The organism is Buchnera aphidicola (Rhopalosiphum maidis), from assembly GCF_003671935.1.
In the GTDB taxonomy this organism is placed as follows: Bacteria; Pseudomonadota; Gammaproteobacteria; order Enterobacterales; family Enterobacteriaceae; genus Buchnera; species Buchnera aphidicola_AL.
In genome coordinates, this window is the sequence record NZ_CP032759.1 from 382270 (window position 1) to 398061 (window position 15792).

The 15792-nt window shown below is 24.5% G+C and carries 15 protein-coding genes; 4 read left to right on the top strand and 11 right to left on the bottom strand.

Annotation, left to right across the window (positions count from 1 at the left end; translation table 11 throughout):
- The first annotated feature begins 104 nt into the window (after positions 1–104).
- From pncB to D8S97_RS01950, 3 genes are all read left to right on the top strand, one after another.
- The gene (gene pncB, locus D8S97_RS01940) at positions 105–1301 is read left to right on the top strand and encodes a nicotinate phosphoribosyltransferase (RefSeq protein WP_158361212.1); all 1197 of its coding nucleotides are present in this window, start codon (positions 105–107) and stop codon (positions 1299–1301) included.
- A 70-nt stretch (positions 1302–1371) separates the two neighbouring features.
- Complete coding sequence (gene asnS / locus D8S97_RS01945) at positions 1372–2772, top strand: asparagine--tRNA ligase (protein WP_158361213.1); 1401 nt, start codon at positions 1372–1374, stop codon at positions 2770–2772.
- 129 nt (positions 2773–2901) lie between these two features.
- Entirely contained in the window at positions 2902–4008 is a 1107-nt protein-coding gene (locus D8S97_RS01950; RefSeq protein WP_158361214.1) for a porin, read from the top strand.
- A 171-nt stretch (positions 4009–4179) separates the two neighbouring features.
- Here the strand turns inward: D8S97_RS01950 and D8S97_RS01955 are convergent, their stop codons facing one another.
- From D8S97_RS01955 to rluC, 11 genes are all read right to left on the bottom strand, one after another.
- Positions 4180–4707 (bottom strand): hypothetical protein, encoded by a 528-nt coding sequence (locus D8S97_RS01955; RefSeq protein ID WP_158361215.1) that lies wholly within the window; start codon positions 4705–4707, stop codon positions 4180–4182.
- A gap of 37 nt (positions 4708–4744) precedes the next feature.
- Positions 4745–5092, bottom strand: a complete 348-nt coding sequence (locus D8S97_RS01960; protein WP_158361216.1) for an HIT domain-containing protein — start codon at positions 5090–5092, stop codon at positions 4745–4747.
- Between the two features lie 80 nt (positions 5093–5172).
- Complete coding sequence (gene ptsG, locus D8S97_RS01965) at positions 5173–6606, bottom strand: PTS glucose transporter subunit IIBC (RefSeq protein ID WP_158361217.1); 1434 nt, start codon at positions 6604–6606, stop codon at positions 5173–5175.
- A 35-nt stretch (positions 6607–6641) separates the two neighbouring features.
- Positions 6642–7442, bottom strand: a complete 801-nt coding sequence (locus tag D8S97_RS01970; RefSeq protein ID WP_158361218.1) for a TatD family hydrolase — start codon at positions 7440–7442, stop codon at positions 6642–6644.
- Positions 7443–7477: 35 nt separating this feature from the next.
- On the bottom strand, positions 7478–8467 hold the full coding sequence (locus D8S97_RS01975; protein WP_158361219.1) for a DNA polymerase III subunit delta' C-terminal domain-containing protein: 990 nt from the start codon (positions 8465–8467) through the stop codon (positions 7478–7480).
- Positions 8464–9102: a dTMP kinase gene (tmk, locus tag D8S97_RS01980; RefSeq protein ID WP_158361220.1), complete on the bottom strand. Its 639-nt coding sequence runs from the start codon at positions 9100–9102 to the stop codon at positions 8464–8466. The genes D8S97_RS01975 and tmk overlap by 4 nt, the downstream gene beginning before the upstream one ends.
- A 70-nt stretch (positions 9103–9172) precedes the next feature.
- Positions 9173–9412 carry an acyl carrier protein gene (gene acpP / locus D8S97_RS01985; RefSeq protein WP_158361221.1) on the bottom strand — a complete coding sequence of 80 codons (240 nt, stop codon included), beginning with the start codon at positions 9410–9412 and terminating at the stop codon, positions 9173–9175.
- A gap of 74 nt (positions 9413–9486) precedes the next feature.
- Positions 9487–10221: a 3-oxoacyl-[acyl-carrier-protein] reductase gene (gene fabG, locus D8S97_RS01990; RefSeq protein WP_158361222.1), complete on the bottom strand. Its 735-nt coding sequence runs from the start codon at positions 10219–10221 to the stop codon at positions 9487–9489.
- Positions 10211–11161: an ACP S-malonyltransferase gene (fabD, locus tag D8S97_RS01995; protein ID WP_158361223.1), complete on the bottom strand. Its 951-nt coding sequence runs from the start codon at positions 11159–11161 to the stop codon at positions 10211–10213. The genes fabG and fabD overlap by 11 nt, the downstream gene beginning before the upstream one ends.
- 110 nt (positions 11162–11271) lie before the next feature.
- The gene (rpmF, locus tag D8S97_RS02000) at positions 11272–11436 is read right to left on the bottom strand and encodes a 50S ribosomal protein L32 (protein WP_158361224.1); all 165 of its coding nucleotides are present in this window, start codon (positions 11434–11436) and stop codon (positions 11272–11274) included.
- 103 nt (positions 11437–11539) lie between these two features.
- A complete protein-coding gene (rluC, locus tag D8S97_RS02005) occupies positions 11540–12484 on the bottom strand; it encodes a 23S rRNA pseudouridine(955/2504/2580) synthase RluC (protein WP_158361225.1) in 945 nt (314 codons plus the stop codon).
- Between the two features lie 308 nt (positions 12485–12792).
- On the opposite strand from rluC, the gene rne reads away from it, so the two are divergent.
- The gene (gene rne, locus D8S97_RS02010) at positions 12793–15696 is read left to right on the top strand and encodes a ribonuclease E (protein ID WP_158361226.1); all 2904 of its coding nucleotides are present in this window, start codon (positions 12793–12795) and stop codon (positions 15694–15696) included.
- The last annotated feature ends 96 nt before the right edge of the window (positions 15697–15792 follow it).

Here is a 15792-nt window from a genome sequence, read left to right on the forward strand (position 1 = left end):
AGGATTGTTTTTATCATCTTTTAAACATTTTATATAATTTTAAATATAAAGTTATATGATAATTATCATACTATAAAAAAGAATACTATGAAAACAGATATATTATGAAACGATATAATTATCCAATAGTGAAAACGTTACTTGACACTGATGCGTATAAACTTCATATGCAACAAGCTGTTTTTTATCATTATAGAAATGTAAATGTGGTTGCAGAATTCATTTGTAGAGGTCCTAATACCTTAGGTCGCTATTCTAATATTTTATTAGATCAAATCAATATGATGTCTTCTTTATCTCTTAGTCATGAAGAATACCTCTATATGACCACTTTTCCATTTTTTAAAAGAGAATATTTACATTGGTTAAAAAAATTTCGTTATAATATTACACAAGTTAAAGTTAAAAATTATCATGGTCGATTACATATTCGTATAAGTGGATTGTGGAAAGAAGTAATTTTATGGGAAGTTCCTATTTTATCATTAATTAGTGAAATTTTTCATAAACATTGTTATCCAGATATTACTTCAAATATTGCAGTAAAGTATTTAGATAAAAAATTAACAAAATTTTTTAAAAAAAATAAGAATTTAGATTTATCTCGTTTAAAAATTGTAGATTTTGGAACAAGAAGACGATTTTCTTATGACGTACAATATTCAATTGTTAAAAGATTAAAAGATAAATTTCCTTTTTTAATTGGTTCGAGTAATTACCATATATCACGTATTTTAAAACTACTACCAGTAGGAACTCAAGCACATGAGTGGTTTCAAGCGCATCAACAAATTAGTTCTAATCTAAGAAATAGTCAAATATTGGCATTAGAAACATGGTTGCATCAATATAATCAACATTTAGGTATTGCTCTTACAGATTGTATTACAATGGATTCATTTTTACGTGATTTTAATTTATTTTTTTCAAAATCTTATCAAGGTATTAGGCATGATTCAGGGGATCCAGTAAAATGGGGCGAGAAAGCGCTTAAACATTATGAGCGTTTAGGAATTGATCCTACTACTAAAACATTATTATTTTCAGATAATTTAAATTTTAAAAAAATTATATCTCTTTATAAAAAATTTAATAATAGAATAAATATTATATTTGGTATTGGAACAAAATTAACCTGTGATATTCCAAATGTCAAACCACTAAATATAGTAATTAAACTTGTTAAATGTAATGGTAAACCAGTTGCCAAACTATCTGATAGTCCTGGTAAAACTTTTTGTTTAGATAGAGAATTTATTAAATCTTTATGTAAAGCGTTTGATTTATCATTGATATTTTAATTCAAAACTAGTCATCTTAATTAATTTTATTTCGATAGACTGTTTAAAAAGAAGATATAAGGAAAAAATTATGAGTACAATATCAATATCGAAAATCTATAAAGATGATATTATAGTAAATACTTCTATTACTGTCTCTGGATGGGTTCGAAGTCGTAGAAGTTCAAAATCTGGTTTTTCCTTTATTACAATGTATGATGGTTCATGTTTTGATTGTATACAAATTATTGCCAATAAAAATCTATCTAATTATTATACAGATATATTGCATTTAACTATAGGTTGTTCTATAACAATAACTGGAGTTCTTGTTTTATCTATTGGAGAACAACAAAAATACGAAATAAAAGCGACAGAAATTCAGGTATTAGGATGGATTCAAAACCCAGATACTTATCCAATATCTGCTAAAAAACATACTTTAGAATACTTAAGAGAAGTAGCACATTTACGTTCTAGAACAAATTTAATTGGAGCAATAGTAAGAATAAGAAATCATGTATTTCAATCATTACACAAATTTTTACATAAAAAAGGTTATTATTGGATTCCTACACCTATTATTACTGGTCTTAATACAGAAGGAGCAGGAGAAATGTTTCGCGTTTCAACGATGGATTTAAAAAACATTCCTAAGAAAATAAATGGTTCCGTTGATTTTAAAAAAGATTTTTTTGGAAAAGAATCTTTTTTAACTGTTTCGGGACAACTTAATTTAGAAACATATGCCTGTTCTTTATCAAAAGTATATACTTTTGGTCCTACATTTCGAGCTGAAAATTCTAATACCAGTCGTCATCTAGCAGAATTTTGGATGTTAGAAGTCGAATCTTCTTTTTGCAATTTAGATGAAATTGCAACGTTTTCTGAATCTATTTTGAAATATATTTGTAAATCTATTTTAAAATATTGTATGAAAGATATTAAATTTCTTAAAAAGTATATTGATAATGATATAATTAATCGTCTAAAAAAATTTTTGTTAGTAGATTTTGTACGCATAGAGTATAAAGACGCTATAGATATTTTATTAAATTCTAAAAATAAATTTGAGAATGTTGTTTCTTTCGGAATGGATCTTAATACTGAGCATGAGAGATTTCTTGTAGAAAAATATTTTAAAGTACCTGTAGTAATCATGAATTATCCCAAAGAGTTGAAAGCATTTTATATGAGATTAAATGACGATAAAAAAACAGTTGCCGCAATGGATTTATTAGTTCCAGGTGTTGGAGAATTAATAGGTGGTTCTCAACGTGAAGAACGTATTGCGATGTTAGATTTACGTTTATCAGAATTAGGTTTAAAAAAAGAAGATTATTGGTGGTATCGAGATCTTCGTCGTTATGGTACTGTTCATCATTCAGGATTTGGCATGGGTTTTGAGCGCTTAATTTCTTACATTACTGGAATAGCAAATATACGAGATATAATTCCATTTCCACGTACTGTTAAAAACGCTAATTTTTAAGCATTTTTTCCATATAAAATTATTTATTATTTTAATAGCATTTTATCGATTCAAAATTTATAAAAATACAATAATTATTTAAATCTTTTTAATTTAAACTATATTTACTAAAAAGGTAATATAAAAATTATGAAAAATCATAAATCTTTAGCAATTTTAATACCAATGCTCTTTGCTAGCACTAGTTCAGTAAATGCTATAGAAATTTTTAATAAAAATGGTAACAAATTAGAATTATATGGTAGCATAAATCCTAATCATAATTTTTCTAATAAATTTTTATCTACTGAAATTGTTTCTAAAGAAGATAATACTAATGCTGTTTTAGGATTATCAGGAAAAATAAACATTACTGATAAACTATCTAGTTATGCTAAAATCGAATATAAAACCGATCTTTTTATGCCTGAAGATTTAATGGACAAACAACAACCTAACACTGTACGTTTAGGATATGCTGGTTTAAAATATGGTAATTTAGGATCAATAGATTATGGTCGTAATTATGGTGTAATTCATGATGCACAATCACTAACAAATCACATTCCATACATTAATAATAACAGTGTTTTTGCATACAATGACAATTATATGGTAGGCAGAAATAATAGCCTACTAACTTATAGAAATAATAATATTTTTGGTTTAGTAGATGGCGTTAGTTTTGCTTTACAATATCAAGATGCAATTAAAAATAGAATTTCAGACCAGCAAAATAGTGTTGGTTGGGGAGCATCATTAAAATATGAAAGCGATTCGGGATTGACTGCTGTAGGTTCTTGTTTTACATCTGAAAGACCAATTTCTGATCAAAATAAAATAGATTTAAAAAGTAAATCTGTAGATTCATATGGATTAGGTTTTAAATATGATGCTAATAATGTATATATTGCCGCTTTTTATGGTGCTGCACGTAATTTAACACCATATCATATGCACAGCGATCGCTTTATTAACGAAACACAAAATATTGAAGCAATTGCAGAATATAGTTTTGACTCTGGGTTTCATCCGTCTTTAAGCTATTTAGATTCTAAAGGACAAAATTCAAATACTCCAAAAAGTGAATTAGATTTAGCAAAACAAATCAATATTTCTACTCGTTATGAATTTAATAAAAATGTTTCAACATACATGAATTATAAGATTAATTTATTAAAAGAAAACGACTTTATTAAAGATAATAAAATTCCTACAGATAATATTATTGGCGCTGGAGTAGTGTATCAATTTTAATATAGTTTTTTATGTTTTATAAAATTTTTTAAAGTTTAATTATTAACAATAAAAGCTTTCTACTGATTTATAAAAAATAAAAAAATTGATTTTCAGATTAGTAAAAATTTTATTTTTTATTTTTTAGTAGAAAGTAAATTTTTCTGTAAAATCAAACTAATTTAATTTTTTTTAATAAAATTTTTGCATTTTATAAAATATAATTTCTCCTGTTTTTACAAGTATCAATTGAATTTTTAATAAAAAAGGTTTATTTTCACCAATAATAGAAGTATCAAGGTAATATGTAGCATTGTTATTACGAGAAATTACAATGGCTTCATTCATACTTAATGAATTATTATCTTTAGATAATCCTAATTTTTCTTTTGTTTTGTTAATAGATTCTGTATCAATAATATGTATTTTTTTTTCGTTCATAGAAATAATTTTTTTAACAATATTAATTAATTTTTTATTTTCCAAAAAAATATTGCTTTTTTTTTCTACTAAATTAATATATAGCGATATTTTTTTAGAAAAAAATATATTCTTATTATTTATAATTTCTAAAATAATATTTTTAACAGTATCTTCAAAATTTAAAAAAATAATTTGTTTTCTTTCTAAGAAAAAGTTGTTTTTTTTTATATTTTTAAAAAAAGAACAACTATTTGTAAAAAATAAAAAAAAAGTTAAAAGTAATAGAATTTTGTTCAATTTTTAACCTTAAAATTTTTAAAAACATCAAATATGTTTAATATAGTGCTTTTAGTTTTTCACCTCCTAGTAAATGCATGTGAAGATAGTTTATTTCTTGTCCACCATTTTTATTACAATTGATAATTATTTTATATCCATCTTTGCTAATTTTTTTATCTTTAGCGATTTTAACAGCAATATAGAACATGTGCGCAAAAATATTTTTGTTTTTTTTATTAATATTATTTGATGTTTCTATAAAAGTATTAGGTATAATTAATATATGTATCGGAGCTTTCGGTGCTATATCTTCGAAAGCAGTTACTATTTTATCTTGATAAAGAATTTTTGTTGATGTTTCTTTTTTTATGATTTTTGTAAAGATTAAGTGTTTATTTTTCATGAAATGTTCTTTTTTATAATTTTAACTGATATAAAAACTTTAAATACCAGGGCGAGTGGAATTTTTACTCACCCTTTTTATTATGTATTATTCATATACTCATCCATTTCTGTTTTTATATTTTCTGATCTAGTGCCAAAAACAGCTTGTACTCCAGATCCTGAAATAACTACACCTGCAGCCCCAAGGTTTTTTAGACTATCTTGATTGACTTTTGATATTTCTAAAACTGTAATTCGTAATCTAGTAATACATGCATCTAAATGCTTAATATTACTTTTTCCACCTAATGCTTTAACAATATATGGCGCTATTTCTATATTGTTTTTAAAAAACATAGCTTTTTTGTTGTCTTCACGTCCAGGTGTTTTTAAATTAAATGTAGTTATTAAAAAATAAAATATACTATAGTATAAAAGGCCATAGCAGATACCAATAACTGGAAAGAGTAATATTTGATTACTATGTCCGCTCAATACTATGAAATCTATAAATCCATGAGAAAAACTAGTTCCAGCCCGCATATTTAAAAAAATACATAATGGAAAAGACAACCCTGCTAAAATAGCATGGACAACATATAATATTGGAGCAACTAATATAAAAGAAAATTCAATGGGTTCAGTAATTCCTGTTAAAAAAGCTGTTAAAGCTGCAGAAATCATAATACTTCCTATTTTAGCTCTATTTTCTTTTTTAGCTGTATGCCAAATTGCTAAAGCTGCTCCTGGAAGTCCATACATTTTAAAGATAAACCCACCTGATAAATTTCCTGCTGTTGAATCACCTGCCATATATCTTGCAATATCTCCATGAAAAACTTGTCCTACAGAATTTTTGTATTCTCCAATTTGCATTTGGAATGGAACGTTCCATATATGATGTAGACCAAATGGTACTAATGCTCTTTCTACTAAACCATACAGAGAAAAAGCAATAATAGGATTTTGATAAGCAGCCCATTCAGAAAAAAGTTGAATTTTATTACCAATAGTAGGCCAAATAAGGGATAGGATTAATCCTACAAATATTGCGCATAATCCTGAAATAATAGGAACAAATCTTTTTCCAGCGAAAAAACCTAAATATTCAGGTAATTGAATTCTATAAAATTTATTAAACATATACGCTGAAATTGCTCCTGCTACGATTCCTCCTAATATGCCAATATCAGAAAAATTTTTGTTTTTTATTGTATCAACATCTGTATTTAATACAGTTGGTTCAACTGCAGATAGTGTTTGAATTAATATGCTATAAGCAACAACAGCCGCCAATGCTGCAACACCATCATTATTACTAAATCCAAGAGCTACACCAATTGCAAAAATTAATGGCATATTGGAAAAAACAGAACCTCCTGTTTGTGCCATAATTTGAGAAATAGTCTCTGGTATAAAACTAAAATGAGCTGATCCTATTCCAAGGAGTATTCCTGCAATAGGAAGTACTGAAACGGGTAACATCAGTGATTTACCAACCTTCTGAAGGCTTGCAAATACATTTTTAAACATATTAAAAAACTCCTAAGTATATATAAAATATCAAATTAATTAAATAATATATTTTTTTTTAAATTTAAATTAAATAATGTAAAAAAATTATTTGTAGTAATTTTGGCTAATTCTTCTAAACTTATTTCTTTTATAAAAGCAACTTTTTTTGCTATAGAAAGTAAATATGCTGGTTGATTTTCTTTCCCTCTATATGGTGTAGGTGACAAATATGGTGAATCTGTTTCTATTAATAATTTTTTTAATGGTATTTTTTTTAGTGTATTACGTAATTCAATCGATTTTTTAAAAGTAATTATTCCAGAAAAAGAAATGTAAAATCCCATGTCTAGTAGTTGAAATGCTGATTTTTCATTTTCAGTAAATGAATGTAAAATTCCACCACATTTTTCTGCGTTTTCTTCCCTTAATATTTTTATTGTATCTTTTATAGCATTTCGACTATGTACTATAATTGGTTTATTTAATTCTATTGCAATTCTAATATGTTCTCGAAAAAATTCTTGTTGTAGATTTTTTGTTTCAGATGAGTAGTAATAATCTAGACCTGTTTCTCCCAATGCTAAAACACGTTTAGAATTAGATAACTTTTTTAATTCATTCAAATTTTTTATTTCTTTTTGGCAAAATAATGGATGAATCCCACAAGAATAAAAGATAGAACTATATTTATCTAATAATTTTTTTATTTTATAAAAATTATCTATAGAAGTTGCTACTGTCAAAAATTTTTTTACATGATTTTCGTATGCTTTTTTTAATATTTTTTCGATATTTTCATGCAATGAATTATGATTTAGTTGATCAATATGGCAGTGAGAATCAATTAATAACATAATTTTATCTCTTTCATTTAAAAAAAATATGAAATTTAAGGTTTAATAAAAAAGTGTAAAATTTTTTCCCATACAAGCAATTGTTCTAGTAGTAATAATTCATTATTAATACTAGATATACTTGATAAAATATATCGACATTTTATCCAATTTTTAATACTTTTATTTAAAATAATATTATTATATTTTTCAGAAAAAAAATTAATTAGTTTTAGTTGGTCACAGTTAGTCAATTTTTTCCTTTCATTGAAATTTATTTTTATAGCATCAAATAACAATAGACATATCCAATCTATTTTAATTATAGTATTGTTTTTACATAAGATGGGTAATATTTTTAGTAGATTTTTACTTTCAATGGAATTTGACAAAGATGTGTATAAGTTTTTTCTTTCTTCCCATAGTTCTCCCTCAATAAATTTTTTAGCATGCATAGGAGAACCTTGATTAATGCGTAGTGAAGTTAAATTTGATATATCATTTCTTTTATTTTCATTTTTTAGCCAATTTAAGCTCTCTTTTTCTATGGGGGGTGATAATCTATATAAAAAACAACGACTTTTTAATGTGTAATTTAATTTTAAATAGTTGTAATCTATAAGAAAAAACCAATTTTTTTCCGGTGGTTCTTCTAATGTTTTTAATAATGCATTTACTGCTGATTCTGTTAATTTATGAATATTTGGTAAAAAAATGATTTTATTATTTCCTTGTTGTGCACGTTTAAATATTTTTTCATTAATGATTCGAATAGAATCAACATCAAAGGTATTATTTTTTTCATTAATTATAGTATGCCAATCTGGATGATTTTTTGCAGACATTAGTTTGCACCCATGGCAATTATTACAAAATTTTATTCCTATTGGTTTTAAGCATAATAACCATTTACTAATAAACCAAATTAGTTTGAAAGCTCCTATTCCTTTTTGGGTTTGTATTAAAATGGCATGATGTGCTTTTTTTCTTTGATGCAGTTCAATAATATTTTTATATGGTTTTAGTAACCAAGGATACAATTTCATATAACTTTTTTTTCAAGCCATTTTAAAAGTTGGCTTTTTATATTTTGAGTAACAATTTGAATGTTTAAATTAGCGTTTATTTTTATTATTTTTTTGTCTAATTCTATATTTTTTAGGTAAGTATCTCTTGTTTTTTTAAAAAAGTTTAAAGAGCGATGTTCTATTCTATCTAATTTATTTCGTTTTAAAGCTCTTTTTAAACCAATTTCAGGATAAACGTCTAAATAAATAGTTAGATCAGGAATAAAATCTTTTAAAAATAGATATTTTAGCTGATTAATTTTTTTCTTTTTTATACCCAACCCGCCTCCTTGATAGGCTATAGAAGATAAATCATGACGATCTGAAATAACCCAAATACCCTTTCGCAAGGCTGGTTGTATTATTTTTTTAACTAATTGTATTCTTGCAGCATACATCAGTAACAATTCTGTTTCTTTTACAAAATCTTCAATATGAAAATTATTTTTTATTAGTTTTCTTATTTTTTCTGCAATAGGTGTACTTCCAGGTTGACGTACTAATATAACATTTTTTATGTTATATTCTTTTAAAGTACGTTGAATACAAATGCAAGCATTTGTTTTTCCAGCACCTTCTAATCCTTCAATTACAATAAATTTACTTTTGATCATTATTTTTAATTTATTTACATATGATTCGAATTGTACACTTCAGAAATGAATATTAAATATATAATAAAATTTATTTTTTATTTTGATTACTAATATAATTAATAGATTTTTGTACGGTATTAAGTTTTTCCGCATCTTCATCTGATATTTCAACATTAAATTCTTCTTCTAGAGCCATGATTAATTCTACTATATCTAGTGAATCAGCACCAAGATCATCTAAAAAAGATGCATTATTAAGTATTTTTTCTATTTTTATATCAAGTATATTTGAAATTATTTTTTTTATTTTTTTTTCAATACTATTCATTTTAAACATCTCATTTTTTTTAAATTATTTTTATTTTATCATAAAAAAATTGAATTTTTAGATATAGAAAAAATTTATGTCATATACATGCCTCCATTAACATGGAGTGTATGTCCCGTTATATACGATGCTTTTTCAGAAGAAAGAAATACTACCGCATCAGCTATTTCTTCTGGTTTTCCTATTCTTTTCATAGGAATTTTAGATAAATGTTTTTTATATTGAAAAATATTTAAATCTTTTGTAAGATTAGTTTTAATAAAACCTGGTGAAACAATATTAACTGTAATGCCCTTTGATGCAACTTCTAATGCTAGTGATTTATGAAATCCAACTAGTCCTGATTTTGAAGCACTATAATTGATTTGACCTTGATTTCCGATATAACCAATTACAGAGCCAATTGTAATAATACGTCCAAATTTTTTTTTAATCATCGAACGGATAACTGATTTCGACAGATAAAATATTGATGTTAAATTAATTTTTATTACATTTTCCCATTCCTGGTTACTCATGTAAACTAATAAATTATCTAATTTAGTACCAGCATTATTAATTAGTATATCAATAGAATATTCTTTTTTGTAAATTTCTTTCATTTTTTCTAAAATTGAATCACTATCTTTTAAATCTAAAACAAAACCGAATCCATTTTTTTTTAAATATTTATTAATTATTTTAACTCCGTTTACACTTGTAGAAGTTCCGATTACTTGTATTCCTTTTTGTAATAATTTTATAGCTATTTCTTTACCAATACCTTGATTTGCACCTGTTATTAATGCAGTTTTTTTGTTAATTTTCATTGTTTTTTTTATGAATTTTTTTAAATGCGATTAAAAAATTTTTTAAATTATTTGTATTGAACATAGTTATACTATGATTTTTTTTCATTAAATTAGTTAAAATTTTATTTGGTCCTATTTCTAACATTGTAAAAATTTTTTTTGATTTTATTAAATCAATTATTTCTTTCCATCTTACAGTACTATAAAGTTGTCGAACTAACGCTTTTTTAATTTTTTTTTCACTTTTTTCACATATAACATCTACATTATTAATAACAGGTATTTTCGGAGTTTTTATTTTAATAGATTGCAATAAATACTGCATTTTTTCTGCAACAGGTTTCATTAAACTACTATGTATAGGCGTATTAATGTTTAATTTTATTACATATTTAGCTCCATTTTTTTTACAACTGACACCGACCTCATGTACTGCTGATTTATCTCCTGAAACAATAATTTGATTTTTAGAATTTATACTTGCTATAGAAACAACTTTTTCTGAATGTTGTAAACATATATTTTCAATAATTATTTTATCTAAACCAATAATTGCTTGTACTAAAGATGGTTTATTTATAATAGTTCTTTGCATTAACTTACTTCTTAGTTTAACTATTTTTAGTGCATCAGAAAACTTTATTGCATCAGCACAGACTAATGCTGAATATTCTCCTAAACTATGTCCTGACATAAATGCTGGACATCGTCCATTTTTTTCTTTCCAAAACTGATAAATCGCAATTGATGAAGTTAATATTGCTGACTGTATATATTTATAATAATCATCTTTTTTTTTTGCACCATTTTTTATTAACTTTAATAAGTTATAATTAATACATTCTGATGCTTCATCGAATATTTTTTTAAAAATATTATTTTTTTTTTGAAAGAAAGAACACAACATGTTTGTATGTTGAGACCCTTGACCTGGAAATAGCATTGCAAATGAGTTCATTACATTTACCTATTTTGTTGAAAAAAGCATTTTTTAAATATATAAATTATTTTGAACCAAACATAATTTATAACATGGTACTTTTTAAAAAAGTACCATGTTTTTATTTTTTAAATGACTTTCTTTCCTCTATAGTATCCCTTCGCAGTAATATGATGTCGAATATGTGTTTCTCCAGAAAATTTATCTTGAGATAAAGTAACTTCTTTTAAAAAATCATGAGAACGTCTCATTCCTCTTTTAGATCGTGTTGGTTTGCTTTTTTGAACAGCCATTTTCTTCTCTATATAATATTATTTAAAATAAGTGTTTTATGTATGCAATGTGAGTGAAAAAAGGTTTTGTTGTGTAATATTCTCTTAAAGAATTTCTCATTTATTATACAAGAGTATTTAAATAATTTTTAAAATTTATATCTAACGGTGCTACAATATGCATTTTTTTTCCATTTTCAGGATGTGAAAAATTAATTGAAGTAGCATGAAGTAAAAGTCTATTAATTTTTGTTTTATTTTTTATATTAGAATCTAAATCACGTTTTCCATAACGTTTATCAAATAATATTGGGTGACCTGCATATAATGTATGTACACGAATTTGATGTGTTCGACCTGTTTTAGGTGTAATAGAAATTAAAGTGGTTAATGAATACCGTTTTTTTATTCTAAAACATGTCTCGGAAGGTTTTCCATCTTTGTTAATTGAAATTTTTTTTTGTTTGTTTTTTAAGTGAATTTTTAATAGAGGTTCAGATATCTTTTTTAAAGAAAGAGGCCATAGACCGTGTACTAATGCTATGTATTTTTTTTGTACTTTTTTTTCTCTCATTTGTTTGTGTAATGATATAAGAGACTTTCTTTTTTTTGCTAGCATCAAAACACCAGATGTATCTCGATCAATACGATGTACGAGTTCAAGGAATTTTTCTAATGGTCGAATCTTTCGAAAATATTCTATAACTCCTAAGTTTATACCGCTTCCACCATGTACTGCAATACCAGAAGGTTTATTTATAATTAATAAATGATTGTCCTCATATAAGATGTTATTCAATAAATTTTTTTCATATTTAGTTGTTAAAATATTGTTTTTTTCTTTACATATTATTTTTATTGGTGGAATTCTTAATGTATCACCTATTTTTAATTTGTAATGTGGTTTGATTCTTTTCTTATTAATTCGAATATTTCCTGTTCTTATAATACGATAAATTGCACTTTTTGGTACGTTTTTAAATTTTTTTTGTAAAAAATTATCTATACGTTGATTTATCATATCTTCATTAATATATATAATAGATACAGATGTGGTTTTATATGTCATTAAAAAAATCTCTATAAATTAAGTAATTTTTTTAATTTTTATTAATTATAATATAATTAAATATATAAATATATTAGTATGAATAATTAAATATTTATAATGATATTTTATAGAAAAAATAACTTTTTTGATTTTTTCAAGATTTTTTTTATTTTTAAATTATTTTAACACTATTTTAAAACAACTTATTTTTATATATATTTCAAACAAATATCAAAATTAGATATGAAAAAATTAATTCTTTTAAAAGTATATATTTTCTATTGATGTATTGACTTATTTATAAAAATAAGAGAGAAAACGTTATAATGAAAAGAATGTTAATTAATGCAACTCAGCAAGAAGAGTTACGTGTAGCTCTTGTTGATGGTCAGCGTCTATATGATCTTGATATAGAAAGTTCTGGATCAGAACAAAAAAAATCAAATATATACAAGGGGAAAATTACTCGAATTGAACCTAGTTTAGAAGCTGTTTTTATAGATTATGGTACGGAAAAACATGGTTTTTTACCATTAAGAGAAATTTCTAAAAATTATTTTCCAGAAAAATACAATTGTGATACACGTCTGAATATCAAAGATATTTTACGAGAAGGTCAAGAACTTATTGTTCAAATAGACAAAGAAGAAAGAGGTACTAAAGGCGCTGCATTAACTACCTTTATAACTTTAGCTGGTAGTTATTTAGTTTTGATGCCTAATAATCCTAAAATTGCTGGAATATCAAGGCGAGTTGAAGGAAATGATAGAATAGAATTAAAAGAATTATTATTATCTTTAAAAATTCCTGAAAAGATGGGTTTAATCATCAGAACCGCTGGTGTGGGGAAATCTATAAAATCACTACAATGGGATTTATCTCTTAGATTAAAACATTGGGATGCAATTAAAAAAGCTTCAACAAGAAAATCTGCACCATTCTTAATTCATCAAGAAAGTAACGTTATTGTCCGTGCTTTTAGAGATTATTTACGTCAAGATATTGGTGAAATTTTAATTGATAACCCAAAAACATTAGATGTTGCTCTTGAACATATTACTGCTCTAGGACGTCCAGATTTCATTAACAAAATTAAATTATATACTGGAGAGATACCACTTTTTAGCTACTATCAGATTGAATCTCAAATAGATTCTGCTTTTCAAAGAAAAGTAAAATTACCTTCTGGTGGGTCAATTATGGTAGATACCACAGAAGCATTAACAGCTATTGATATTAATTCAGCTCGTTCCACTCGTGGAGCTGATATTGAAACAACAGCATTCAACACTAATTTAGAAGCAGTAGAAGAGATTTCTCGTCAATTAAGATTACGTGATTTAGGCGGTTTAATCGTCATTGATTTCATAGACATGACAGCTATAAGTCATCAAAAAGCTATTGAAAATAAATTGCGTGAAATTGTTCGTGAAGATAGAGCACGTATTCAAATTGGACATATTTCTAGATTTGGTCTTCTAGAGATGTCCAGACAAAGGTTAAGTTCATCTTTAGGTGAGTCTAGCCATCATATTTGTCCTAGATGCACAGGTACAGGTACAATAAGAGATAATGAATCACTGTCTTTGTCAATTTTACGTTTAATTGAAGAAGAAGCTCTTAAAGAAAATACATATGAAGTTCATGCAATTGTACCAATAGAAATTGCTTGTTATTTGTTAAATGAAAAAAGAGAAGCAGTCTATGCCATTGAAAAACGTCAAGCGGGTGGTAAAACTATCATTGTTCCTAATAAAAACATGAAAACTCCGCATTATCTTGTATCTAGAATCAGAAAAGGTGAACAAATACGCTCTATGAGCTATTGTCTTTCTAACGTTAGAAAAAATAAAATACTAAATAATATTAAAAAAGAAATTTTAGAGAAAAAAATCAGATCTAATCCAATTTTAACAAATGTTTCTTTGTCTAGTTATTCACATAATAAAAAAAATATTGAAAAAGATAATATTCCAAGGAAAAGAAATTTTAATAATTTTATTATTAACGCGTTATTAAATAAAAAAAATCCCGTTTTTAAATTTATCACTTGGATAAAAGATTCTTTTCTTAAAAAGAATGTTTTTATTAAAAATGAGATTTTTAAACGAAGTATTTTTCAAAATAAAAAAAATGTTCTTTTCTCTAAAAAAGAGAATTTTTATAGCATAAAAGAGATCAATAAAAAAGATAAGATAGTATCTTCTATCAAGAAGAATGAAAAAAAGAAATTACTTAATAACATTAAAAAACATTATTATCATCAAAATAATAACTTTTTTGATAAAAACACTAAATATACGTCTTTTAAAAACATTGATTCTAAAATTAATAGTATTAATTTTAAATTAAAAAATTTAAATTTTTTAGAAAAAAATAATTTTTATATTTTTAATAAAAATAATTTTTTATATACAGAAAAATATTCTAAAAACGAATTTGAAAAATTTTTAAATTTTAAAATTACAAGCAATGTAGATTGCCATGACAGAAATCAAAAAAATTTAGAAAACAATACATCGTTTAAAAAAAAATCATCATGTAATAATATTATTTTTAATAATTATTATCCCAATAATATTATAGTTAATATTAATTCTACTATTTTTCAAACATATCAAGATTCTCAATTATTTAATTTTTATCCTATTAAAACTTCAATTTCAATGATTCCTCATAGTTTTTTTTCATTAGAATTAGTTCTTGGAAAATCGTTAAAAAAATATTCTTTTTCTAAGGAAAATCAAATAAAAAAATATCAAAAATTTAATCATTATACAAAATCAAATATGTTTTCTATCAATAAGAAAAATAATTTTATTAAAAATTCAACTTCATTTCCCAAAACATTTAAAACTAAAGAAATTAATCATTCTTATAAAAAAAATAAAATAATTACAAAATCATATTTTTTTAAAACATCTTTTAAATATAAAACTGTTATTCAAAATAGTACGAAATTGAAAGTAAAATTAATACCTAAAAAAAGTAATTCTTTAGTTTCAGATCAAAAAACAGTTTTTTTAAATCCAACTTTTAAAGAAGAAAACATAAAGAATCAGTCAAGTGCACCAATAACAAAAATTTTTAGTGATTTATCTTTAAACAAATATCAAAAAACTGTGACATCTCCAATTTTATTAAAAAAATTAAACAAAAAATTAAAAAAATCAGCTGGAGCGCATTCTGCTACAAACTTTTCTACTTCTCCTGTTAAAAAATCAGAATAAAATTATTTATTAAATATTAAAATTTTTTTTTTAAAGCAAAAAAATTATTCAAAAATAAAATCTATTAAATATATTATTTATTAGCGATAGCATTCT

Excerpts from the sequence above, each read along its gene's own strand:
- pncB (WP_158361212.1), top strand. The coding sequence starts at position 105 with ATGAAACGATATAATTATCCAATAGTGAAAACGTTACTTGACACTGAT.
- asnS (WP_158361213.1), top strand. The coding sequence starts at position 1,372 with ATGAGTACAATATCAATATCGAAAATCTATAAAGATGATATTATAGTA.
- D8S97_RS01950 (WP_158361214.1), top strand. The coding sequence starts at position 2,902 with ATGAAAAATCATAAATCTTTAGCAATTTTAATACCAATGCTCTTTGCT.
- D8S97_RS01960 (WP_158361216.1), bottom strand. The coding sequence starts at position 5,092 with ATGAAAAATAAACACTTAATCTTTACAAAAATCATAAAAAAAGAAACA.
- ptsG (WP_158361217.1), bottom strand. The coding sequence starts at position 6,606 with ATGTTTAAAAATGTATTTGCAAGCCTTCAGAAGGTTGGTAAATCACTG.
- D8S97_RS01970 (WP_158361218.1), bottom strand. The coding sequence starts at position 7,442 with ATGTTATTAATTGATTCTCACTGCCATATTGATCAACTAAATCATAAT.
- D8S97_RS01975 (WP_158361219.1), bottom strand. The coding sequence starts at position 8,467 with ATGAAATTGTATCCTTGGTTACTAAAACCATATAAAAATATTATTGAA.
- tmk (WP_158361220.1), bottom strand. The coding sequence starts at position 9,102 with ATGATCAAAAGTAAATTTATTGTAATTGAAGGATTAGAAGGTGCTGGA.
- acpP (WP_158361221.1), bottom strand. The coding sequence starts at position 9,412 with ATGAATAGTATTGAAAAAAAAATAAAAAAAATAATTTCAAATATACTT.
- fabG (WP_158361222.1), bottom strand. The coding sequence starts at position 10,221 with ATGAAAATTAACAAAAAAACTGCATTAATAACAGGTGCAAATCAAGGT.
- fabD (WP_158361223.1), bottom strand. The coding sequence starts at position 11,161 with ATGAACTCATTTGCAATGCTATTTCCAGGTCAAGGGTCTCAACATACA.
- rpmF (WP_158361224.1), bottom strand. The coding sequence starts at position 11,436 with ATGGCTGTTCAAAAAAGCAAACCAACACGATCTAAAAGAGGAATGAGA.
- rluC (WP_158361225.1), bottom strand. The coding sequence starts at position 12,484 with ATGACATATAAAACCACATCTGTATCTATTATATATATTAATGAAGAT.
- rne (WP_158361226.1), top strand. The coding sequence starts at position 12,793 with ATGAAAAGAATGTTAATTAATGCAACTCAGCAAGAAGAGTTACGTGTA.